20 protein-coding genes and 2 riboswitches are annotated in these 23,994 nt (G+C 38.2%); of the genes, 18 read left to right on the top strand and 2 right to left on the bottom strand.

The genetic code is table 11. From position 1 onward, the window contains the following. Window positions 1–34 precede the first annotated feature (34 nt). On the bottom strand, window positions 35–823 hold the full coding sequence (locus tag NQZ71_RS21495; RefSeq protein WP_260055351.1) for a HipA family kinase: 789 nt from the start codon (window positions 821–823) through the stop codon (window positions 35–37). A 234-nt stretch (window positions 824–1,057) separates the two neighbouring features. On the opposite strand from NQZ71_RS21495, the gene NQZ71_RS21490 reads away from it, so the two are divergent. The 4 genes from NQZ71_RS21490 (at window position 1,058) to NQZ71_RS21475 (ending at window position 6,165) form a co-directional block, all read left to right on the top strand. Then, window positions 1,058–1,645 (top strand): NAD(P)H-dependent oxidoreductase, encoded by a 588-nt coding sequence (locus tag NQZ71_RS21490; protein WP_260055350.1) that lies wholly within the window; start codon window positions 1,058–1,060, stop codon window positions 1,643–1,645. A gap of 173 nt (window positions 1,646–1,818) precedes the next feature. Further along, entirely contained in the window at window positions 1,819–2,253 is a 435-nt protein-coding gene (locus tag NQZ71_RS21485) for a hypothetical protein (RefSeq protein ID WP_275009043.1), read from the top strand. 286 nt (window positions 2,254–2,539) lie between these two features. Further along, window positions 2,540–5,302: a hybrid sensor histidine kinase/response regulator gene (locus NQZ71_RS21480; RefSeq protein ID WP_317012388.1), complete on the top strand. Its 2,763-nt coding sequence runs from the start codon at window positions 2,540–2,542 to the stop codon at window positions 5,300–5,302. A gap of 41 nt (window positions 5,303–5,343) precedes the next feature. Next, entirely contained in the window at window positions 5,344–6,165 is an 822-nt protein-coding gene (locus NQZ71_RS21475) for a CheR family methyltransferase (RefSeq protein ID WP_144454365.1), read from the top strand. Between the two features lie 17 nt (window positions 6,166–6,182). Here NQZ71_RS21475 and NQZ71_RS21470 read toward each other — a convergent pair whose 3' ends face one another. Beyond that, the gene (locus NQZ71_RS21470; RefSeq protein WP_144454366.1) at window positions 6,183–7,322 is read right to left on the bottom strand and encodes a PP2C family protein-serine/threonine phosphatase; all 1,140 of its coding nucleotides are present in this window, start codon (window positions 7,320–7,322) and stop codon (window positions 6,183–6,185) included. 484 nt (window positions 7,323–7,806) lie between these two features. Here NQZ71_RS21470 and NQZ71_RS21465 point away from each other — a divergent pair, with 484 nt between their 5' ends. From NQZ71_RS21465 to NQZ71_RS21400, 14 genes are all read left to right on the top strand, one after another. Then, a complete protein-coding gene (locus NQZ71_RS21465) occupies window positions 7,807–8,019 on the top strand; it encodes a hypothetical protein (protein ID WP_317012387.1) in 213 nt (70 codons plus the stop codon). 365 nt (window positions 8,020–8,384) lie between these two features. After that, entirely contained in the window at window positions 8,385–9,266 is an 882-nt protein-coding gene (locus NQZ71_RS21460) for an aldose 1-epimerase family protein (protein ID WP_317012386.1), read from the top strand. Window positions 9,267–9,470: 204 nt separating this feature from the next. Next, a riboswitch (TPP riboswitch) is annotated at window positions 9,471–9,579 on the top strand. 78 nt (window positions 9,580–9,657) lie between these two features. Continuing rightward, a riboswitch (TPP riboswitch) is annotated at window positions 9,658–9,767 on the top strand. 56 nt (window positions 9,768–9,823) lie between these two features. Continuing rightward, window positions 9,824–10,333: an energy coupling factor transporter S component ThiW gene (gene thiW, locus NQZ71_RS21455; protein ID WP_144454368.1), complete on the top strand. Its 510-nt coding sequence runs from the start codon at window positions 9,824–9,826 to the stop codon at window positions 10,331–10,333. Window positions 10,334–10,368: 35 nt separating this feature from the next. After that, window positions 10,369–11,691 (top strand): solute carrier family 23 protein, encoded by a 1,323-nt coding sequence (locus NQZ71_RS21450; RefSeq protein ID WP_394374150.1) that lies wholly within the window; start codon window positions 10,369–10,371, stop codon window positions 11,689–11,691. Beyond that, a complete protein-coding gene (locus NQZ71_RS21445; protein WP_317012385.1) occupies window positions 11,688–12,824 on the top strand; it encodes a LuxE/PaaK family acyltransferase in 1,137 nt (378 codons plus the stop codon). Before NQZ71_RS21450 ends, NQZ71_RS21445 begins: the two co-directional genes overlap by 4 nt. Then, window positions 12,821–14,281: an acyl-CoA reductase gene (locus NQZ71_RS21440; RefSeq protein WP_317012384.1), complete on the top strand. Its 1,461-nt coding sequence runs from the start codon at window positions 12,821–12,823 to the stop codon at window positions 14,279–14,281. The genes NQZ71_RS21445 and NQZ71_RS21440 overlap by 4 nt, the downstream gene beginning before the upstream one ends. 14 nt (window positions 14,282–14,295) lie before the next feature. Then, window positions 14,296–15,063, top strand: coding sequence for a 3-oxoacyl-ACP reductase (locus tag NQZ71_RS21435; protein ID WP_260055342.1), 768 nt, complete (start codon window positions 14,296–14,298; stop codon window positions 15,061–15,063). Window positions 15,064–15,240: 177 nt separating this feature from the next. Next, window positions 15,241–15,630, top strand: a complete 390-nt coding sequence (locus NQZ71_RS21430) for a hypothetical protein (protein WP_275009013.1) — start codon at window positions 15,241–15,243, stop codon at window positions 15,628–15,630. Between the two features lie 148 nt (window positions 15,631–15,778). Further along, on the top strand, window positions 15,779–16,216 hold the full coding sequence (locus NQZ71_RS21425) for a YfmQ family protein (RefSeq protein ID WP_150908985.1): 438 nt from the start codon (window positions 15,779–15,781) through the stop codon (window positions 16,214–16,216). A 197-nt stretch (window positions 16,217–16,413) separates the two neighbouring features. Continuing rightward, window positions 16,414–17,229, top strand: a complete 816-nt coding sequence (locus NQZ71_RS21420; RefSeq protein WP_317012383.1) for a uroporphyrinogen-III synthase — start codon at window positions 16,414–16,416, stop codon at window positions 17,227–17,229. Window positions 17,230–17,447: 218 nt separating this feature from the next. Further along, entirely contained in the window at window positions 17,448–21,203 is a 3,756-nt protein-coding gene (locus NQZ71_RS21415; protein ID WP_317012382.1) for an alpha-L-arabinofuranosidase C-terminal domain-containing protein, read from the top strand. A 427-nt stretch (window positions 21,204–21,630) separates the two neighbouring features. After that, entirely contained in the window at window positions 21,631–23,031 is a 1,401-nt protein-coding gene (locus tag NQZ71_RS21410; RefSeq protein WP_275009017.1) for a M24 family metallopeptidase, read from the top strand. A gap of 203 nt (window positions 23,032–23,234) precedes the next feature. Next, window positions 23,235–23,522, top strand: a complete 288-nt coding sequence (locus tag NQZ71_RS21405) for a DNA-binding protein (RefSeq protein WP_144454378.1) — start codon at window positions 23,235–23,237, stop codon at window positions 23,520–23,522. A gap of 56 nt (window positions 23,523–23,578) precedes the next feature. Continuing rightward, window positions 23,579–23,767 (top strand): hypothetical protein, encoded by a 189-nt coding sequence (locus NQZ71_RS21400; RefSeq protein ID WP_144454379.1) that lies wholly within the window; start codon window positions 23,579–23,581, stop codon window positions 23,765–23,767. Window positions 23,768–23,994: the final 227 nt, after the last annotated feature.

The following is a 23,994-nucleotide window of genomic DNA, read 5'->3' as shown; positions in this document are numbered from 1 at the left end:
GTATATTTGTATATTTGTATATGAAATGGTGTTTTTAGACTTTCGAAGAATTCCAAATAGGGAAGTACCTTCTTAACTCAGCAATAAGTTTTTTCATCTGCCGTTTTCTTATAATCAAATGGAACAACAATGTTTTTACTTCTTCTTTTGATACTTGCCATTCCGATGGAATATCCCTCCCGAAGGCAGCAGCAAGCTCCTCATCTTTTATTGATTCAAGCTTAATCAAAGCTAATCCGAAGGGGTCTGCATTATCAATGAAAGGTACAAATTCATCATAAGTGGAACCCCAGAAGACCTGACTGTTCCATGTATAATAGTTAAGACTCTCAATAGTCCATCCAGGGCCATGAAAAGCATCAGCGTGATCGATATAGGCAAGCTGGTAAGGTTTTTGGCCAGATATCAAAATGTTTTGCGGCTCATCTTTTCTGTCATAATTCGATATCCAGTGATCAAATACAATAATTTCTGGGAGTGTGGAAATGTTTTTACAATGATTAAGCTTTCCGGGTGTATACATACTGGCATTATTAATAAGTAAGCTTCCGAAATGTGGTCCTTCTTCTATAGCCATTCTCTTTAATAATTTTGGATCTTTAAGTTTATGTTTTGAAAAGATTATTATTTGACCAGTTGCTATAGGAAGATGTAATAGCGTTCCTAGTCGATATGCCACTAATTCATTAAATAACGATCTCTTGCCATTTGGGTTGGACATCAATTTTACAATATATATATTCCCATCACTGCACAGGAATAGCTTTGCAGCCATTTCGCCCTCTTCTACATCCTTTATATACTCAACTGCATAAACAGACATTTGTCCCCTCCTTTACAACATTCGCTTTTAGGTCTTTATATTTTATTTGCATAAACTTAGATTGTGAGGCGGAAAGCCCTTGGAAAAAAGAAAAACACATATGTATATGCATCCGAATACTGACAAGAATAGAGGGTTTTTAAGCACATGGGAGAATATTAATGGGATGACTAATCTATATCAGAATTCTTAATGAATTACTGAACATTTTTTAATAGATAAGGAGGTGTGCAGATGAAAATGTTAGTCGTTTATACATATCCAAATCATAAAAGCTTAAATTATGCTTTTTCCCAACAAGTAATGAAGGGGAGCAAAGAAAACGCCAATATAAAGGGAATTCAAATGCTTGACTTATACGAAGAGGGCTTTAATCCCTTGTTAGTATTCAATGAACAAAAGCGAAGACGTGATATGCATATTAATCCGGAGTTAGAAAAATATAGAGAACAAATAAAGTGGGCTGACAAGCTAGTGTTTATTTATCCTATTTGGTGGGGAAGACCACCTGCCATGCTACTAGGATATATTGATCAAATGTTTGCCTCGAATTTTGCCTATAAAGATAAAAAAGGACTTTTTCCGGAGGGTCTTTTGAAAGGGAAATCTGTTGTCTGCATATCGACAATGAAGGGGCCGACTAATTATCCGATGCTGTGGCTTAATAACGCCCACAAAATTCTTATGAAAAAAGCGCTATTTAATTTTGTCGGAATAAAAAAGGTGAAGTTTTTTGAATTCGGAAATATGGAAAGTCCTAAAGGAAATCACAGCAAGAAATTAGCAAAGATTTATCGATATTTCCAGAAAATAGACAAATGAATATCTTTGTATTATACGTATATTATTTAATTTTCAAACAGCTGGCTGAGAGTCAGCTGTTTTTTTACAAAAAAGTAAGCCATGGTTCCTTGCGGCAGTATAGCGATAAAGAAATTAGGATATTTTATGGATAAAGGCTAAAAGGATTCTGTGAAAGGATTGTGGGCTTGAAAATGTGGTATCCATACACGATAATAGGGATTTTTCTACTCATCCTAATTACTATGCCAAAAAAGCTGACATTCAAGGAGATGTATTATAGTGCTGGAGTCTTTGGCTTTGGCACTTGGCTTGGAGATGTGTTGGTAGGGGACGTTTTTAAGGGATTTCAAATTGGACCTTCGCCTGTCACTTCTCCAATCGACTATATATTTGTGGCATTTGTTCCACCAGCAATCGGCATAATCTATTTGAACTTTTTAACAGTTACTAAATCTATTTTATACAGATGGATTTTTGCAGTAGCTTCGTTCGTGTTAGAATGGGGAGCGGTAGCATCAGGATACATGATAAGTAAAGGCTGGCATACATGGTATTCCATTCCAGTATATATTTTTGTTTTCCTTTTCTTTTTTCCTTTACATTTAAAAATAATGAGAAAAGACTAAAGTTTCATGTTAGTAAAGCCAACCGAACCAAAGCAATTTCAGCTTAGGTTCTTTTTCCCTTAAAGATATAAAGGGAATTCAATTAAAAACATCTGTTATTATGATATAATTAATTAATAAGCGATTATAGATATATAACAATTTACTTTTTTAAAATACTATTATTATCAATCTATTAAAAATAACTATATTTCTCCTGCTTACATAACACTAAGGAAGTAAAATAGTAAACTAGCAAAATGTTTGTTATAGTTGAAGTATTGACAAGTAGAAAGAAGGAACAGTTGTGGGATACAAAAGGAAGCAATATTTTGGATTAGGATTGACTGTCTTATGTATGGTTCTCTTAATGGGAATCGTTCTTATTATGATGCAATCCATTAAAGATAATATGCTGGAGATTGTGCAGGACCGCTATCATAAGGTGAATGAGGCTACTGAAATCAGGCAGCAGATTTATTTGGAAGACCGTAATATGCTTAACCTGATGAACGGAAGAAGTGCGAATATCAATAAAGATTTTGCTGAATCATCTGCGGAGGATATTACCCTTCTTAATACTAAAATAGCTGATCTTGAAGTAATATTGAATACAAATAAGGCAAAATCGCTAATTAAAGAAATTAGTAATGGTTACACAGAGTTTGCCAAAATGGAAACAGAGATTTTAACTGTGTACAACAATAATGGCTCTACACAAGAGCTGCAAGCCATTTATAATGATGGCGCAGCAAATCGAACGGTGCTATTAAGCAAAATTGATGAGTTCAAGGATTATCAGGAATCCTTAATGGGTGACGCTTTAAGTGGTGCCAATGCTACATACAAACAGCTTGTTATTGCACTTATTTCGGTTGTTTCCGTTGCACTTATACTAATTGTTTCTGTCATGCTATGGGTTATTAGAAGTACTACAAGAAATATTAATTCCATCGTTGATGTCATTAAAGATGTTGACTTTAATAATTTGGCTGAAGTTCCTCGCATTCAATTGGACAGTAATGATGAAATTGGTGATATTGCAAGATCATTTAATTCAATGGCTGCGTCCCTTGAAAATTACACATCAAAGGAAAAACAATTTGTCGACGAAATTTCCGAACAAAACTGGGTTCAATCTAATTCTGCTGAAATCATCAAATTATATGGCCGCCACGTTTCCATATCCACACTTTCAGAGCAATTTATTAAGAAGGTAGTAACTGCTACAAAAGCTAGTTTTGGTGCATTTTACGTTATGGATGAAACAGGCAAAGAGGCTGTGTTTAAAAAAGTCGCTGCATATGCAGATTCAGAGACTGGAAGACAAGCATTTACTGCAGGCGAAGGTCTTATTGGTCAAACTGTGCACGACAAGAAAATGATTGTTTTGAATAATGTTCCTGAGGACTATCGTTTAATCTCTACTGGCTTAGGAGAGGTTAAGCCGAAATCTGTACTGATTGCACCAATATTAGTGAAGGACGATGTTGTTGCTGTTTTGGAGATAGCGAGTATTAAGGAATTCACTAAAGCTGATCAGAAGCTTATCGAAAATGTCCTGGAAACATTGGGAATCGGTATTATGAATATTCTGGGGAGAATGGAAGTCGAGCGCTTATTGCTTGAATCACAAGCCCAAACAGAAGAGCTGCAAACACAATCAGAAGAATTACAAGCGCAATCAGAAGAACTGCAAACACAGACAGAAGAGCTGCGAATGATAAATGAACAGCTGGAAGAACGCACAAATGATGCAGAGTTTAAAACAGAGGAACTTGTGACTGTTAAAGAAGAATTAGAGGAGCAGGCGAAACAGCTTCAGCTTAGCTCGAAATATAAATCTGAATTCTTGGCTAATATGTCTCATGAGCTTCGCACACCACTTAACAGCATTTTGCTGCTTTCTGAAATGCTTGCAGATGACCTTGATGTAGAATTATCTCCAGAACAAAAAGAATTTGCGAAAGTTATTAATTCTTCTGGTAATGATTTATTAAATTTAATCAATGATATTCTTGACCTTTCCAAGGTGGAAGCAGGAAAACTTGAAATTAGCTTTGAAGAAGTGTACTTAAGTGAATTCGTCGATAGGCTGAAGCGTAACTTTACGCAAATTGCAAAAAGCAAAGAGCTAGACTTCGACATTAATTACGCAGATGATGTTCCGCCAATTATTTACACAGATGAACAAAGATTACAGCAAATCATGAAAAACCTATTGTCGAACGCATTCAAATTCACAAAAGAAGGCAAAGTATCTATTAATGTTAATAAAGCAAATGCGGAGGAAGTATCGCAGCTGCCGCTTTCTAACTATGCAGATATATGGGTGAAAATGTCTGTTTCAGATACAGGAATTGGGATACCTGCAGATAAACATATGATGATATTTGAGGCATTCCAGCAGGTTGATGGAGCTACAATGAGGAAGTATGGTGGCACAGGTCTGGGGTTATCCATATCTAGAGAATTTTCGCAGCTCCTTGGCGGTATGTGCAAAGTAGAAAGTCAGGAAGGCGAAGGCAGTACCTTCACTATTTACATTCCTAATTTGCCAGGAGGTATTCCTTTAATAGGGATAGATAACACAGAAGAAGAGCAAGCTTCAACAACAGGAACAGAAGTGCCTGAATATGAGCTGAATGAATCTGCTGTCAGTGCAGAGGAAAGCACACCGCAGACTCCATCAACTGTTTTACAAGGGAAAACAGTGATTGTGGCGGACGATGATTATCGGAATATCTATGCATTAAAAAACGCGTTAGCGAAAGAAGGTATGAACGTTATTACCGCTGATAATGGTGCTGAATGTCTTGAGAAGATGAAAGAATTGGAGCATTTTGATATTGTTTTAATGGATATTATGATGCCTGTTATGGATGGTTATGAGACAATCAAACGAATTAGGACCATGGAAACACATAATGATATTCCTATCATTGCATTAACAGCAAAAGCGATGAAGGGCGACAGGGATAAATGTATAGAAGCAGGGGCGTCAGATTATATCAGTAAGCCTCTGAAGCTAGATCAATTATTATCTGCAATGCGTGTATGGCTGTCCTAAGCTTGGAATAGTCTCAAGTAAAAAATTAAGGAAATGATTGCATGGAAAAAGAAGAAATTGAATTAGACTTACTTTTAACAGCTGTTTACAGACTTACTGGCTATGACTTTAGGCAATATATGCGTTCCTCCTTGATGCGTCGTGTTCAGAATCGCTTAAGCAGAGAGAAGCTGCTTACTATTACTGGCCTAACAGAAAGGATTATCTATGATGAAGACGTGCTGCACAAGCTGCTGCGAGACTTTTCCATAAATGTTACGGAAATGTTCAGAGATCCATCCTTTTTTAAGGCATTTCGGGAAGAGGTAGTTCCTGTTTTAAGAAAGCTGCCTGAAATCCGAGTATGGCATGCAGGCTGTTCTACTGGGGAGGAAGCATATTCCATGGCAATCCTGCTAGAGGAAGAGGGCTTGGCTAACAAAACAAAGATATATGCAACAGACATGAATGACATTGTATTGGAAAAAGCTGCTGGGGGAGTGATTCCACTCCCGAAAATGCAGGCATATACGAAAAACTATCTTGCTGCAGGCGGGAAAAGATCCTTCTCTGAATATTACACAGCAGACAGCAATGGAGCGGTGTTACATTCTACATTGCTAAAAAATATCGTGTTCGCACAGCATAACCTAGTAACGGACAGGTCGTTTAATGAATTTCATGTAATTATATGCCGTAATGTGCTGATTTACTTTAATTTTGAATTACAGCAGCAAGTATACAACTTATTTAATGAAAGCCTGAGTGCAGGAGGTTTTCTTGGATTAGGCAGCAAAGAGACAATACGCAGTGATTCTGCCTACTTTGAAAATTTTAACATCCAGGAAAAATTATTCCGCAAAAAAAGCAGTGTTCCTTATTAGGACACTGCTTTAAATTTTTAATTTGCTTGAATAAGAACTACACACATATCATCTGTGGCACCGTCTTGATGATCCTTAGATGTAATTAAGTCGATTGGTTCAGATAGTTTTGCTTCAGCAAGTCGGCATGAAGCCGCTTCCTTGATACAATCAATCCCTGTTTGACCATATTTATCAATGGCCTCATGTACACCATCTGTGCAGAGGATAAGCTGTATAGATTCAGAGTATGTAATAATATTCTTTTTTGTTTTTATATCGTCAAAGAAACCGACAGCTGTAGTGTTGCTTTTTAGTTCCGCTATATGATTATCATCAATTAAAGCATAGCCGTCGAGATGCCCGGCGTTTATGTATTCTATCGTTCGTTCATTCGTATCTAACACTAAATAAATTGCTGTAAAGTAATAAGGTATTTTCTGATTTGAGTTAAGCGTACTCATCCTGCGATTTAAATCTTGTATAACATACTCAGGATCAGGATTTGTTTGAATAGTATCACGCAATACCGAGGAAATGAACATACAAACAAGCGAGGCCGAAATTCCATGTCCCATCATATCAAGCTGAATGGCGGCATAACGGTGGTCACTTATCTCATACCAGAAATACATATCTCCTGCCAATTGAAATGCAGGCACATAGGATGCCTTTATTAGCAGGTTCTCTTTATAAATTGGACGGCTTAATACACTTGTTTGCACTTGTGTAGACAGCTCAAGCTCATTGCGGATTTTTTCCTCCTGCTTTTTATGCCAATCTTTTTCATATTTTAAGCGGATGGCCACTCGAAGTCTGGCAAGCAGCTCCGTTTTGTTAATCGGTTTCATTAAGTAGTCTGTGCCACCTGCATCTAAAGCCTCGACCACCTTGCTTGAATCCTCTAAAGCTGTTACAAAAATAACAGGTATATCCTTTAAATGCTCAACTTGCTGGAGTTGTTTGCATGCTTCTATTCCATCAATTTCCGGCATCATGATATCCATTAAGATAGCATCCACCTGGCTCTCAATAACGTATGGGGTATCTGAATATAAGTAGTTAAACATATCCTGTGCGGAAGTAAACGACAGATAATCAATATACCCGGCACGCTGAAGCAACTTTTCGATAACGAATAAATTAGCCTCATTATCATCAACAATCAGAATTCCCAATTATCGTCCCCTCACTTACTTTCTGTTTTTCTATATACAACATTTTTAAATACCCTTTATAAATTAAAATAAACATAAAAAAATAAATTTAATTAATTCTAGATAGATTTTAAGGAGATAAAAGCGGCAAAATGCTATAATTTCAGTAGGAACAGGTGGTTACTAACATGTTAAAACGTACTCTAACAGATTATGTAGATAAAACGAATCCTTTACAAACCTATCTTTATGATAGTATTTTCATAAAACGGTAGTCAAGTCATTAATAAATCATCGTTCGAAACAAGCAAATAGAAAGATGGGTTTGGATGAATAAGTTTTACATTGCTTCATGCTTTAAAAATATAGATTTAGTACAATATGTCAGTGAAATATTAGTCAATAAAGGATATGGACAAAAAATAAGAGGGCATCATCACTTGATGCTTTAACAGAAATTGGTCAGAAAGAACTAACAGGGGTAAAAGATGCGGATTTTCTAATCATGTTACAGCCTGCAGGAAAAGGGAGTCACATAGAATTAGGGATTGCACTTGGCCAAGGGAAGATAACTTTTCTTTATACTCCAGGAAAGGAGATAGAGGATCTAAAGACAACCTGCACCTTTTACCATCTTTCAGAAGTAAAAAAATGTGTTGGGGATTTAGCTGAATTAATAGAGTTAGTTACAAAAACGGTTACAGTTACAGAAAGCTAAAAAACATAGCTTACATCAGTTATACAATGAATTATTAACATATGTATTAATGAGTAATATGAAAGATAAGTTCACCAACAGCTTCACCAAGCTTGACAGTAATATTAAATAACCAAAAGCCAATGGACGTAATAGAAGCTAATAACCCAAAAGTAATAATTATTTTATAAGTTTTTACATTTTTTATAAGCTGGTTCATTTTAGAATGGTCCTCATGCTTTGTTTTATTATAATATATAACAAAAAATCTAATAAATGTAAATAATGTATGTTTGAGAATGGAGATATTATGTTAAATTGGGTTAGTAGGTAAATAAATGGGTATTTCATATAAAAAAAGTCACTTGAGAAAAGAGGGAGTTATCATGACAATTGTTATTGAAAATGAGTTGCTTAAGGTGGAAATCGCTAGCAGCGGTGCAGAATTACGCAAGGTGAAGCATAAAAAAACGGAGCTTGATTATATGTGGACAGGTGATAAAGCCTATTGGGGACGCGTGTCACCAGTATTATTCCCAATTGTCGGACGTTTAAAGGATGATAAATACGAACTGAACGGAAAGACATATGAAATGTCTCAGCATGGCTTTTTACGTGATGTAATTTTTGAGGTTGCTGAGCAGACAAGCACAGCTGTTACGTTTGTTGTAGAATCTGGTGGGCGTTTCCTTGATGTATATCCATATGAGTTTAAAGCGTTGATTCATTACAAGTTAAAAGAAGATTCTTTGGCTGTTGGCTGGGAAATAGTGAATGAAAACAACGAGGAAATGTACTTTTCTATCGGTGCACATCCTGCCTTTAACGTGCCGCTGGCAGAAAATGAAACCGCTGCAGATTATACACTGTATTTTACGCCTGCAGAGAACCAAAGTGTAACAGAGTATGAGTTAAAGGATGCCCTTATTCATGAGAAAGGTAACGCTAATGAAATTAATGCCATTCAGATTAAAGACTCTCTATTTGAAAAAGATGCTTTAATATATAGTCATATTGATTCAATCAAGTTAGCGTCAAATCTTTCGAATCATGGGGTAGAAGTGAGGTTTGCTAATTTCCCATATGTAGGAATATGGTCGAATTATTCCAAAACAGAAGGAAAAATGGCCCCATTTGTATGCATTGAGCCATGGTACGGAATTGCTGATACCTTTAATACAACAGGCAAACTGAATGAAAAATTCGGTGTAAATAAGCTGGAAACAGGAGAAACGTTCCAAGCGGAATACGAAGTAAGGTTTATATAAATGTAACGAGAAGTATTGCTGACTACCTTAGTAGCAGAAGGCTGTCATGATTTACACATTTTTAGCAACTTCGGACATGAATGCTACTTGGCTATTAAGATAGTCGGTAGATAAGATTTCTCTTTGAGTCTTTAAAGTCCATTTCAAAATTCTCTTTACATTAGCACAAGTTAGGTTTATGCTTAATCTGAATTTTACATATGATTTAACTACTAGGGGTGCCCAGAAAGAGGGCTGAGAGAAAAAATGATTTTTTTAACCCTTTGGACCTGATCTGGGTGATGCCAGCGTAGGAAAGTAGTCAGTGAAGTAATTTGTTTACTGCTATTTAAGCCAGGTCTTTTTAAGATCTGGCTTTTTTTATGTTTGTAAGCATGGCAATTAAATAATTTTATCGCACTGGGGGAGCCGGAATTATCGGCTGAGAGTAGACATTTTTGTCTTGACCCTTTTGGACCTGAACTGGATAATGCCAGCGTAGGAAAGTGTTCACTTGGAGATAGCTGTTTTTTTGGCTACCCTTTCCCTCAGTGCTATTTTACTGGAGGGATTTTTTTATGGACAAAACAAGGAAGCTCACATTAACAGCGATGATGGTTGCGATTGGAACAATGACAAGCAATCTGTTTTTTATTCCGATAGGGTTTACAAAGGTCTTTCCTATCCAGCATTTTCTTAATGTACTTTCAGCAGTAATGCTAGGACCTTATTATGCAGTGCTCCAAGCATTTAGCGTCTCCCTGTTAAGAAATATGTTGGGAACAGGTTCTCTGTTTGCATTCCCAGGAAGCATGGTTGGTGCATTGTTAGCATCCTTCCTGTATTTAAAGACAAGGAAGCTGTATATGGCATTTCTTGGGGAGGTTGTTGGTACAGGTGTACTTGGCGCAATGCTGGCATATCCGATAGCTGCCTTGCTGCTTGGGCAAAAAGCGACACTTTTTGGATTCATCCCGCTGTTTATCTTCAGCTCGATTGCCGGTGCATTGCTAGGCTTCATTATTTTAAGTGTATTTGTAAAAAAACAATCAATTGTGCTAACAAATGCAGGTTGGCTTAAGAAATAAAAGGCAAGCTATTGCTTGTATAAAAGGAGAAAAAGATGACAGAAATAACACCAAAAACAGATGAGCAACAAATAACAGTGGGGCTTGAAGAAAAGCTCCCACCATTAAAAAACTTTCTATACGGATTGCAGCATGTCTTTGTTTCCAATGTTTGGCTTGATCCTATCTTTGTAGCAGCGATGATTGGTCTGCCTTTTGCCTTATCTGCAAATCTAGTAAACTCGATTTTTATTGCAGCAGGGCTTGTCACATTGCTGCAAGCAGCCAGATTTGTGAAGCTGCCAATCGTTCAAGGTCCGTCAGCGGCGTTTGACTCCATCATGATAGCTGCCGGAAAAGCAAATGGGCTTGCTGCAGCGAGCGGAGCAATTCTTGTGAGTGCGATAATCGTATTTATCCTCTCAATCACTGGGTTGCTTGGCAGATTAAAGGTGCTGTTTACTCCAGTGATATCGGGAACTGTTATCTTCTTAGTCGGGATTTCATTGTCTGGCTTTACACTATCAGAATTCCTTGGTGGAGCACCAGGTGACGAAGGTTTTGCCAGTCCAGCGATATTAATGATGTCGATTCCGACGGCATGTATCGTTCTCCTTCTATCGATATTTGGAAAAGGGTATTTGAAATCATTTTCTTTTCTTATTGCATTAGTTGTTGGTGATATTATCGCAATTTTCCTCGGAAAAGCAGATTATTCGATGATAGCAGAAAAGCCGTGGTTCGGTCTTCCGACATTCTTGCCGTATGGAGGACTGGAGTTTGAATGGACGACATTTATAACATTTTTTGTTGCTTATATTGTGGCAGTGATTGAAGCAATGGGTGTTTATCAAGCATCGTCCACAATATTAAAAACAGAAATAGATGCAAAGCGGATAAGAAATGGCTTTGCTGGTGAATCGGCTGGTTCCATGCTTTCCTCACTGATTGGCGGCTTTCCGACGACTGCATATGCTCAAAACGTTGGCCTCCTTCGTTTAACAGGTGTTGGTTCAAGATATCCAGTGATGATTGCAGGAGTTATTTTTCTTATCCTCGGATTTGTGCCAAAAGCAGGAGCGTTGCTTGCTTTAACACCAAGTCCAGTAGTTGGCGGGATTTTTCTGCCTGCTGCTGCAACATTAATATTTACCGGAATCTCGCTATTAGCAAAGGTAGAACAAAATGATTGTAACTATATGATTATAGGATTATCTATACTGCTGGCAATTTCATTGCCGAGCTTTGCAACAGGACTAACTGGTGCTGCTGGAACGTTCCTTTCTAATACAATTTTAATTGGAGCATTCAGTTCGATTATTCTGCAGCTATTGTTTGTTAATATCCCAAATTGGTTTAGAAAGGGGACAGGAAAATGAAAGAGAGAGCCATGGCAATAACAAATGATATTCTCTTATTTATAGATAAATATAAAGAGGGCTTTCAAGAACTGGAAGAATATGAACAAGATTTTAATACGCTGTCACTGCAGCTATTTAACTATCAATTTCAGCATAACTTGCCATATAAAAAATACTGTCAGACAAAGAAAAGGACACCGCTTACTGTTAAGCATTGGTTACATATTCCACCAATGCCGATTCAAGGCTATAAGGAGCTGACATTATCCTGTGAACCGGCAGATGAGACAGAAGCAGTATTTATGACAAGTGGAACAACAAATCCTGAACAAAAGGGCCGAAATTATCACCCGACATTACGCGTTTGGGATGCTTCTATGAAATATCCATTTAAACAATTTGTTATGCCAGATAAAGAGAAGCTGACAATGTTAGTACTTTCACCTGCAGAGGATTTGAATAAAAACTCTTCACTTTCTAGGTATTTATCAAATGCTGTAGCCAACTTCGGTACAGAGGACAGCAAGTTATTATTTAAAGAAAACGGGTTAGACATGGAAGAATTGATAAAGGAATTGCAGAAATGTGAGCAAAAGCAAGAACCGGTTTTATTGATTGGCGCAACATTTGCATATGTACATATTCTTGATTATTTACAAGAAGAAAATCTGCACTTTCAGCTCGCAGAAGGAAGCAGGATATTTGATACAGGCGGGTTTAAGGGACAGTCCCGTGAAGTAGAAATGGAGGAGCTGTATCAGCATTTTCAAGCATTTTTCCACGTCAGCAGATCAAAATGCATCAATATGTATGGCATGACAGAACTAAGCTCCCAACTTTATGACAAGACAATACTGTCAAGCTGCAATGGTGAAGTAATACATGATAAAGCAGGCCCTGCCTGGGTGAGAACGGTCATACTTGATCCAGAAACCTTAAAGCCTGTCGAGAAAGGAACAAAAGGTGTGATTGCACATGTCGATTTAGCGAACTGGAATTCATGTATAGCAATTTTGACACAGGATGAGGGTGTACAAACAGACGAAGGGTTTCAGCTGCTTGGCAGGATAAAAGGCTCTGAAGCAAGAGGCTGCTCGATTGCTGTTGACCAGTTAATGCAGGCAGCCGAGGGTGGTGCATCATTCTCGTGAGCAATCATGTAATCGTTGATGCCTTTTATCTGCCCAATTCTATTAAACTGAAAAATTTCCAGGAAAAACCTATCTTTGTAAACGGAGTAAATTACCTATTAAGATATCCTGTTATTCAGAAACAGGAGCTTCAGGAAATAGCTGCAGCAGTTAAGGAAAATAGAAGGACTTATTTAGCAACCCTTCCGACAAGTGAAATAGTGGCTAAAATCGATAAAGTAATACAGCTTTGGCTCAATCCTGATTATGCATTAAGACAATTAGCCGAATCCCTTGTTCCTGCAATTACTGGCTATGATAGCGATATGGTACGCCTCGAGCTAAAAAAATATATGCGGACATTCCGCAAGAGAGAGCTCCTTCGTTTTCTTGATGAGGAATTTGATCAGCCTGCAATACTGGATGAATTTCGCCCAAGAAAGTCAGGGGGAATGAGCAGAGCCTTTGGTCCAAGCACGATATTTCATATTTTTTCAGGAAATGTGCCAGGTGTGCAGCTATGGAGTTTAGTGATGGGTCTTTTGCTTAAATCAGCTGCAATTGGAAAAACCTCATTATCAGAGCCGCTTTTACCTGTATTATTTCTGCAGGCACTGAAAGAAGTGGACGAGGCCTTAGCTGAATCTATGGCAGTTATACCGTGGAAGGGTGGAACAGTGGAGCTGGAACAGGCTGCCGTTGATTGGGGTGAGGCTGTTATTGTGTATGGATCTAATCAAACAGTAGAGGCAATCAAAAAAAGAACACCTGTACATAAGAAGCTGCTGTCATATGGACATAAGATAAGTATGGCGTTAATCGGCAAGGAAGCATTAACAGCCGATCATTTCGCTAAAACTCTGCATAAGGTGGCTGAGGATGTGTCCATTTACGACCAGCAAAGCTGCCTTTCGCCTCAAGTAATCTATGTAGAAAAGGATGGGGCGCTAAGCCCGAAGCAATTCGCCCAAGGATTGGCTGGAGAGCTTGAACGGTATCATCTAAAAAGACCTAGAGCAAGATTAACAGGCGAAGAGGCAATGGCCATTCAAAACATTCGCAATCAATATCATCTGAAAAGCTTAAGTTCGGATAAAGTAGCGGTCTACAGTAGTAAAGAGGATACAGCTTGGACAGTTATTTATCAGGAAGAACCAGCCTTTAGCGGAACCCCTTTAAATCGTACTGTTCATGTATATGCAATCGACAAACTGGAAGCGGCAGCGGATCTTCTTAAATCTTATGAGACATACCTTCAGTCGTGCGGTTTGGCTGTTGAACCGGCCAGATTGTTTTCTATTACAAGTCTGTTAGGTGCTGTTGGTGTTAATCGGTTTTGCCCGATTGGTGAAATGAATTCAGCAAAACCAGGCTGGCATCATGACGGTGGTTTTAATCTTATCGAGCTTGTTCGGATGGTTGATATGGAAAGAAACCTTGAATATGAGATGGAAAAATACGACGAGGATGTCGAGTAAAAGGATGTGTATAGATGAATCTTCAGGAAAAAGTCGTGCTGGTTACTGGTGCAAGCAGAGGCATTGGCGCTGCAATTGCAAAGAAGTTTGCTGCAGAAGGTGCCTTTGTTATTATTAACTATTTAAAAAACAAGACTCTCGCTGATTCGGTGGTAAAGGAAATTGAGGCAAACGGCGGACAGGCAGCAGCCATACAAGCAGATGTTCAAGTAGAGGAACAAGTTGCCAATATGATTACTCAAATTGGTGATTTGTTTGGCACAATTGATGTTGTCGTCAATAATGCACTAAGCCACTACACCTTTAATCCAAAAACACGGAAAACAGCGTGGAATATCAGCTGGGAGGATTACAACAGCCAGTGGGAGGGTAATGTACACGGAGCCTATAATGTCTGCAAGGCAGTAATGCCTTATATGAAAGAGCAAACGAACGGGAGAATCATTAATATTGTTACAAATTTAATAGAACTTCCCGTTATTCCATATCATGACTATACAACCTCAAAAATGGCGCTGTTAGGCTTCACCAGAAACTTGGCTAAGGAGCTAGGGGTTTTCGGAATAACAGTCAATGCCATTGCGCCTGGCCTGACATACCCGACAGACTCTAGTTCTGAAACGCAGGAATCTGTCAGAGAATCGATCATTCACATGACACCAATGGGCCGTTTGGCGAAACCAGAGGATATCGCAGGCAGTGCTCTATTTTTAGCATCCGACCTCGCTGCATTTATTACAGGACAATGCATATATGTGGATGGCGGGTTAGTGATGAAATGAGAAATTGCCCCTTGTCGTGAATGTATTATTCAATTCAAGAATGGACTTTTTCGTGTATGTTGGTTCCTGCATTTGGATATGAAACCTTCTCCTTAACATTAGAGAAGCTTTTGTAATAGAATAAGCTATTATATAATTAACCTAAATCAACCGGCACTTAAGACGAAAGAGGGGTATATGATGATATTAAAAATGGATGAAGAGACGATAGAGGATTTAAAACAAACATTAAAAAAATCTAACTTTGCAACAACGATTTTAAATGATACACTGTATTTTTTTGCAAAAGAAAAGGTGAGATTACCAAAAGGAGCTAATCCTATGGAGGTGTTCGCCTATATTAATGAAAAAGATGAATTAGTGACAGAGTTTGCAGCAAGACACGCTCAGGAACAAAACAGTCCATTTGTGACGATAGGCAGAACAACGAATCTGAAAGAAATTGCGATGCAGGGTTATATTCTTTATACATACTTCCTAACAGATAATAAAAGTGAAACAAAGTATTCTAATGAGGTGATTGACACGAGCAGCACCCATTATTGGGTAATCAATACAATGGAATAGTTTGCGATTAATGGGATAAGACGCTATTTTTAAAAATTGGATGGTCAATAAATACCCTAATTGGATGGTTAACTTTTGTGGGGAATCCAGTATGATAGGAATGTGATATAATTATCATGATGTGATTTTAATATTGGAGTGAGCATTTATGACTTGGATTTCCATCATAGCATTAGTTCTATTTTGTATCGTGAAGGTTTTAATGACATGCTTGCCGACAGGCGCCGTTGAGTGGCTGCTTGGAAAGTATAAATTGCATATGAAGCTTTCTAATGATCATACAGATATCCTATACAATGGCAGAAAAATTGAAGGTGATACGAAAGCCGATATTTTAAACCATTTTAATCAAGCGATTGTCAGAGAAAAATACAGTCTGTATCCAGGCAGTGAAGATAGCTATCTACATCCGGAAAATGCCGATTACTCTCTAACTATTCATACGAAGGCAGGCAAAAAAGAGTGGAAGCTGCTGTTGTCTAGTTATAAGGACAGAATTGATGTAGTAAAACAATATAAGAACAAAATTGTCGTATATAGCACATACCCATTTGAGCTTGATCTCGACAAAATGAATAAAGCTTAATAAATAGAAGGAAACAAATTAGCCATTATAGTGACACTATATGGCTTTTTTAGTGTAATAATTTATCTTCAAAATAAATAGAATATTGTATAATATAATACCAATTTAAGGCGGCCTGCTAGTATAATAGAAGGTATATGTGTAGAAAAACTAATAGAACAAACAAACTTTAAATTGTAATGAAATGAGGTAACAGGATGGGTAAAGGCTTAGAAGGAAAACGCGTAGCAATTGGAGCTTCTCGTAAAACAGAGGAAATGAGCAAATTGATAGAGAATCAGGGAGGCATTCCTCTTGTTCGTTCCCTGCAAGGAACGGTGTTTTTGGCAGAGAAGGAGGTTGAGCCTGAACTAATTAAGTTTGTAGAGGAAGGTGCGGACTGGGTAATCTTTACGACAGGAATCGGAACAGAAACGTTAGTGAATATCGCTGATAAACTTGGAGTGAAGGAAACCTACCTGCAGCAAATCGCCAAGGCGAATGTGGCAATAAGAGGATATAAAACGAAAAACTTCCTCAAAAAAATAAACATTGAGCCTGCTGTATTGGATGAGGATGGATCAACTAGAGGACTGATACGCGCTCTTGAAGATGTTGATTTTACAGGGAAAAAAGTGCTTGTTCAGCTTCATGGAGAAACTGCTCCTAAGCTGATTGAGTTTTTAGAGGGCAAAGGAGCAAGTGTTCAAACTATCCTGCCATATCAGCATATTGCTCCAGAATGGGACGCTGTTCAAACACTATTTGACGAAATCATAGAAAAGAAAGTGGATGCGGTTTGCTTTACTAGCGCCATTCAAGCAAGATCGTTATTTACGTTTGCTAAAGACAAGGGTATAACGAAAGAAATATTGGCTGCATTTCAAAGCAATACACTAGCTGTTGCAGTCGGGAAAGTGACGGCAGAGGCTTTATCAGAGGAAGGGATTGAGCGAATTGTTGTGCCAGAGCTTGAGCGTATGGGGGCAATGATTATTGAGCTTTCTCGTTACTTTGAAAAAAGTAGAGTATAAGTATTTTGAGGTATCGGTGAAATTAGAACCGATACCTTATTTTTTTAGATTAAGGTTTTTAAGTTTATAGAAAATTTCTATAAAAAATCATTGGAAAAATTATAGTTCAATATTATAATAGTTGTAAGTATAAGTTAGTGATATTCCTCATCTGGTGCATACAAGTTTAGGTTCAATAAAAAGTAAGCGCTTATAAATATATAATAAGGAGAATACAAATGAATCGAAACAGCAATTCACTGCAAGAACTAATCATTGCTCAATATCCATTTAATGATCCGAATAATATAGGAAAAGATGTTTCCGATAATGGCAATCAAGCTACTGCTGAAGGAACTGTACCACCAGTAATAGAAGCAATTGGCGGAAGGTCTTCTGTTACATTGTCAGGTGGAAAATCTGGCACATCTTATTTAAGGTTACCTGCAGGGGTTTTTGCGGATATTGATGATAACACAGGGATAACTGTCAGCACATGGCTTTATTTAGGAAAAGGCTCAAATGTATGGGAGCGGATTTTTGATTTTGGAAAAGGAGAAACAGGACCGTACCTGTTTTTGACTCGGAATTTCAGAGGCAATTGTTTTTCCGGCTCAGACCTTATCGCAGATGCAGGCAGAACTTACTCTGCAGGTGAATGGCTTCATGTGGCGATGAGTGTCAGCGGCACAGAAGGCGGAAGGCTAAGCAGTGCAGGCCCTGTTATTTACGTGAACGGTGAAGTTGTTGCAGACGGATCAATCAGCCAAACGTCAAGTGGCACATATGCTAAGCTGCGCAGTTGGTTCGATACCTTTTCTTATCCGGACAACTACAGCAATAATTTTATCGGTAAGTCACAATTTGAAGCAGATGCTGACTTTAACGGCTCTGTCTCTGATTTCCGCATTTATAAGGCTGGACTGACACAGGATGAAGTAATTGAGGTAATGTGTGAGTCTCTTACAGATGCAGAAATTGTTCAGCTTGCTAAAGATAAGTATTTAGCCTTTCCAATAACGGTTGTTTCAAAAAATGTTGCCCTTACTAAATTTTTAATGGGTGGAAACGTGTCTGTCACATGGAAATCCAGTGATTCAGCAGCACTAACAAGTGAAGGTGTAGTTGGAAAAATTGATAAGCCGATTGGAGTTACCTTGACAGCTATCTTAAGAAAAGGACATGACACTGCAGAAAAAGAGTTTCCGCTGACTGTCCTGCCTGAGGGAGTTCCATCTCATTTATTAACGATTGATGGCAATGACGAGGTTTTAGATATAAGCAAAACAATGTACGGACTTTTCTATGAAGATATTAATAACGCTGCAGATGGCGGGATTTATGCAGAGCTAGTTCAAAACCGCTCCTTTGAATCCTTCGAATTCGATACATATTCACACCATTCTGGAGCTTGCGGGTGCTCAACAGGAAGAAACCGACAGCCGCTACATGCTTGGTTTGGCGATACTAATTCTGTAACAGTCAACAATACAGGAGGCTTGAATGAGTTTTTTGGAATCACAGATAAAGAGGTGAATTCTCATTATATTACAGTCCCACATGGCAGCACTCTTATTAATAAAGGCTTCACCGATTCAAACAATCAGTGTGCGATGTTTATTAAAGAAGGAGACGATTACCATTTCACGATATGGGCGAAAGCGACGGAAGCTGGAAGGATTACAGCACAGCTTCAGGATAAGCATGGGAACCCAATTAGCAGCAGTGTAACTATTGAGGTTAATGGAATGAATACGTGGGAGAAATATGGCGGAAATACAAAGATTGTCCTTACTGGTTCTGAAACGGTATTAGGTCAGCTTGTCTTATCCTTTGATGGTGAAATTTCCATCGATATGGTCTCCTTGATACCAAAGGATGTTTGGGGAGCTGGTGAGGAAGTAAGATCAGCTACGGCCCACACTAATTATCAAGGAAATCCAAACTATCGCTTACGTAAGGACTTGGTGAATGCACTTGTCGACTTGCATCCAACCTTCTTGCGCTTTCCTGGAGGCTGTATTTCAGAGGGCTCCTACATTTGGGACAATGTGTATGAATGGAAGGATTCTGTTGGAGCTGTGGAGCTGCGCAAGGAAAACTTTAATGTATGGGGCTATATGATGACAATGGGGTTAGGCTATATGGAATACTTCCAGCTGGCAGAAGATTTACATGCCATTCCATTGCCTGTTATGGCGTGTGGTGTGCTTTGTCAGGCCCGATCTGATTATGTCCATCCTGCTGGTGGAGAGCTGAGAGATTATTATGTTAAGAGCTTTACAGATTTAATTGATTTTGCGATCAGCACAGATTTTCAAGAGAACGAATGGGCTGTATTACGCAAGCAAATGGGCCATGAAGCACCATTCGAGCTCCCATATTTAGGGGTAGGAAATGAAAACTGGGGTACAGAGTTCTTTGCTAACTTTGAATATTTTAAAGCTGCCATTGATGAATATATGAAAACTAATTATCCAAACCATCACTTGCAAATCATTTCAACAGTTGGTGCTCAAGCAGACGATGATGCGTACCAGGAAGGCTGGAAATTCCTAAGCGGCAACCTGACAGAAGCAGCAACAGTTACCTTCACAGATGGACAGAACGAAACAGAAGAAAATATTACATGGTATGAAAAGCAGCCACATTACATGGATACAATTGCCGATGAGCATTATTATCGTTCTAATGAGTATTTGTTAAACAATGCAGACAGATATAATTATTACTACAGAGCATATCAACAAGACGGAAGTATCAACGAAACTGATATTTCTAAAGTGTTTGTTGGCGAATTTGCCTCAACAGATAAAAATACACTTGCCGGTGCAATTGCAGAAGCTGCCGTAATGACCGGATTTGAAAGGAATTCAGATGTCGTTCGTTTAGTTGCATATGCACCACTTTTCAATAAAGTACTCACAGACGGAACGTACCGATGGACACCTGATTTAATTTGGTTTGACGATGAAACAGTTTGGTACACACCAAACTACTATGTGCAGCAGCTGTTTGGCAAATATCTTGGAACAAAGCTTTTAGGAACTTCCTTTTCTTCTTATCAAAATGGGAGCTTAACTGAGCTTGCACCAAAGGGCGGTATTGAAATAGCTGCAGGAAGTGCAGAAGTCGAAGTGAAATCAGTCAAGGTTATAAGTAATATAAGTGGTGAAATATTGTTTGAACAGGATTTCAGAAAAGACTTGCTTCCTGACTGGGAAAACATTCCTGGCTCAGCAGGATACTCAATTGATGAAGAAAGAGGCCTAGTATTACAGCCGCAAAACGGCGGACTAAACGGCTTATATATAAAAAATGAAGCTTGGACTAATTATAAAGTAGAAGTCGTTGCCGCAAAGATTTCCGGTAATGACGGTATCTATGTTGGTGTCGGCTTGACTGATATTTCACCAGAAACAAAGGACGTTATAGAATATGCTATCGGCTATAATGGTAACGCAACAGGAGTAAAGGTTCATAAGCAAGGAATAGAAGGCTATATGCTTGGCGACTATTCATCAAGCACCGCAGCAGGCAATTTACGTGCAAGCTGCTACGAGGAGCTTGAGGATAATAAGCTCTATACGATCACAGTCAATTATGGCGGCAGTAAAGGAGAACGTCTAATCTGTTCCTACACAGATGGAAGCTTCACAAGTAAAGAACTTGATTATAAATTGGAAGCCTATAACCGAGACATTTTCCACTCTGTTACGAAAGACGATAATCATGTATACGTTAAGCTAGTTAATGCTGATCCATTTGTAAAAGAGACGAAGCTTGAAATAAAAGACCTTCAAGTTGATACAGCAGGCAAAATGATTACTGTTACAGGAGAAGAATCGCTTGTGCATACTCCAAACGTAAATAAAAAGAATGCCGAGCAAATTGTTCCAGTCGAAACACAAATCAGTCTGAAGGAAAATGGAGCGGTTGTTAAATTAGCAGCTAATTCTGTTAATGTGCTTGTATTGACAAGGAAATTAAGCTAATCTACAAATTTCGTTTATTATAAAACCCAATTAGAAAACCAAGACCATTTGAAAAGTCTTGGTTTTCTTTTGTTAATTTTCAGCAAATAATGATCCGAAAGCAAAAGAAAAGAATGGGATATAATAGTGATGATATGCTTTAGATTTGGTGCAGATTAGATACTCTACACTTAAAATTGCCGTTGCGGAACAATAAAAACACAGAAAGCCATTTTTATACCAATTACAAACCATTTGACAGAATTCAGGTAAGTATAGCGGTTACAAACAACTAGACTAAATGGCAAGAAGTATGACATGATGAGAGTGAAGCGAATCTCTATGGCTAGCAGAGAGAAAGCTTTTTGCCTTTAATAGAGAGGCACGGTAGAAGTGACTTTCGAGTATAAATTTTTAACAGATTTAAAATATAGATGGGAGAATTCTTATGATGATTACAAGGAAGACAATCGAGTACACAAAAGTGCCTGAACCAACTACACCGGCTGCTAATGAGCCGGTAGATTTAAATGATGAAACACTCGAACAGCATAAACAGAAAATATTGAAGCGCATGCAGGAAAAGCAGCTTGATGTAATAGTCGTATATGCAGACAGGGAGCATGGCGTGAATTTTGGCTATTTAACTGGGTTTGAACCGAGATTTGAGGAAGCGGCATTAGTACTTCATAAAGACGGCAAGGCTTATATGATGTTAGGAAATGAATCGTTAAGGATGCAGCAATACAGTCGTATTAAAGTGGAAGCAGTACATACACCTTATTTCTCTTTGCCTAATCAGCCGATGGAAACCAGCAAAACATTGGCTGGATTGATGGAGGATGCCGGGATAAAACAGGGGATGAAGGTGGGAATTGCCGGATGGAAGCTGTTCACAAGTTCATTAGAGGATAATGAGCAAATCTATGATGTGCCATATTTTATCGTTACAGCAATTAAAGAGGTAGTTGGAGAGCAAGGCTTATTACTAAATGCAACTTCCATATTTATTCATCCAGGCTCCGGGGCACGGGTCATTATGAACGCCAACGAAATAGCCCATTATGAGTTTGGTGCTTCATTAGCATCAGACCGCATGCTGCGCTTACTTAATAAACTGCAAACTGGCATGACGGAAATGGAGCTTGCTGGTGAACTGGCAGCCTGGGGCCAGCAGACGAATGTGCAGACGATTGTTGCAACAGGCGACAGATTTACAAATGCAGTCGTAGCACCTCGAGCAAAAAAAGTAAGCATTGGTGATAAGTTTTCCGCAACATTAGGATTTAGAGGCGGCCTAAGCAGCAGATCTGGTTATGCTGTCACATCACAGGAAGATCTTCCAGAAGAGGTGAGAGACTATTTAGAGGCAGTAGCCAAGCCATATTATGCTGCAAGTGTAGCATGGTATGAAAATATCGCGATTGGTTTGCGTGGCAATGAAATGTATGAATTGATTGAAGAGGTTATTCCGAAGGCTGAATATGGCTGGAAGCTGAATCCGGGCCACTTAACAGCAGGAGAAGAATGGATGTCATCCCCAATATACTCTGGATCTGAAATTCCTGTAGAAAGTGGAATGCTATTCCAAATGGATATCATTCCAAGTATCCCTGGCTATGGTGGTGCTAGTGCAGAGGATGGTGTTGCGATTGCTGACGAAAAATTAAGAGATGAGCTTGCAGCACTATATCCAGATGTTTGGGAGCGAATTCAAGCAAGACGGGATTATATGATTAATACATTAGGAATCAATCTCAAGCCAGAAGTACTGCCACTGTCTACTATTAATGGCTATATGCGACCATACCTATTAAACAAACAATATGCATTTAAGGTGAAAAGCTAAAAATGAATAAAAGTTAGAACGATATGGCTTTTATGCTATTCGAATTTCACACTAAGTAAGAAAGGGTTGTTTTTTCTATTTACAGGAAGAACAACCCTTTGTTGATTATAATACAGTAAATGTTAAAAAATAGAAGATTTTTGGAAACCTACACCCCTTTTTATCGTATAATTATATATAAATTAGATGAAGGGACTGAAAAAGTGGATATTGATTTTTTCTGGATAGGTGCAGGCTTAGCTGTGTTTGGTTATTTTATCGGAGATGGATTGAAAAATTTCAAAAATCCAAAAGGAAGCCCGTCAGGACATCCAACTCTAATTAAAGAAAAAGACTTATATATTTATTTAGGCTTGAGACCAGAAGAGGTGAAAGAGCTGTTAGTAAAGTATCCCGAAGCACCTAAGCTAGTGTTAAAAGGAACTACCTATTATCCGTATGAACACTTCACACAATGGCTCTCATCAGAAGATATTTATAAAAACAGATAGCTGGAACTCCGTTATTCGATTACTAAAAGAAAGATAACAAAGGGGGTAAAGAGACTATGAGTAGTTTTCTAGTATTCTTTATTGTTTTTTTAGTGGTGATTGTTGATTTTTGTTGGCTTGATAAAAATCGGAAAAGATGGGGCTGGATGAACAGCTGGACTAAAAGAGGTAAAATATTTTTCTTTGTAGGCTTCCTTGCGATTTCTGTTTTTGTTTATGTAACAATGGGTGTTACATATCTATAAAGTTGGAGAGTCGAAATAAAGTTGGTATAGACTAGTTTTTTAAAGATGTAAATTTCTCTGTTGGAATTGCTAATCGAAAAATATCTCCATGTTATGCTATAAAAAAGTTAATATTCCCCTTTAAGATAGCTGCCCGCGGGCAGTTATCTTTTTATTAATTTGTATTTTTTAATTCTGCAAGAGAATTTAATGCTACTCTAGTAAAATAAAACTATTATTGAATCGGA

Source organism: Niallia taxi, from assembly GCF_032818155.1.
In the GTDB taxonomy this organism is placed as follows: domain Bacteria; phylum Bacillota; class Bacilli; order Bacillales; family Cytobacillaceae; genus Niallia; species Niallia taxi_A.
This window is presented reverse-complemented; position numbering and strand designations above follow the sequence as displayed.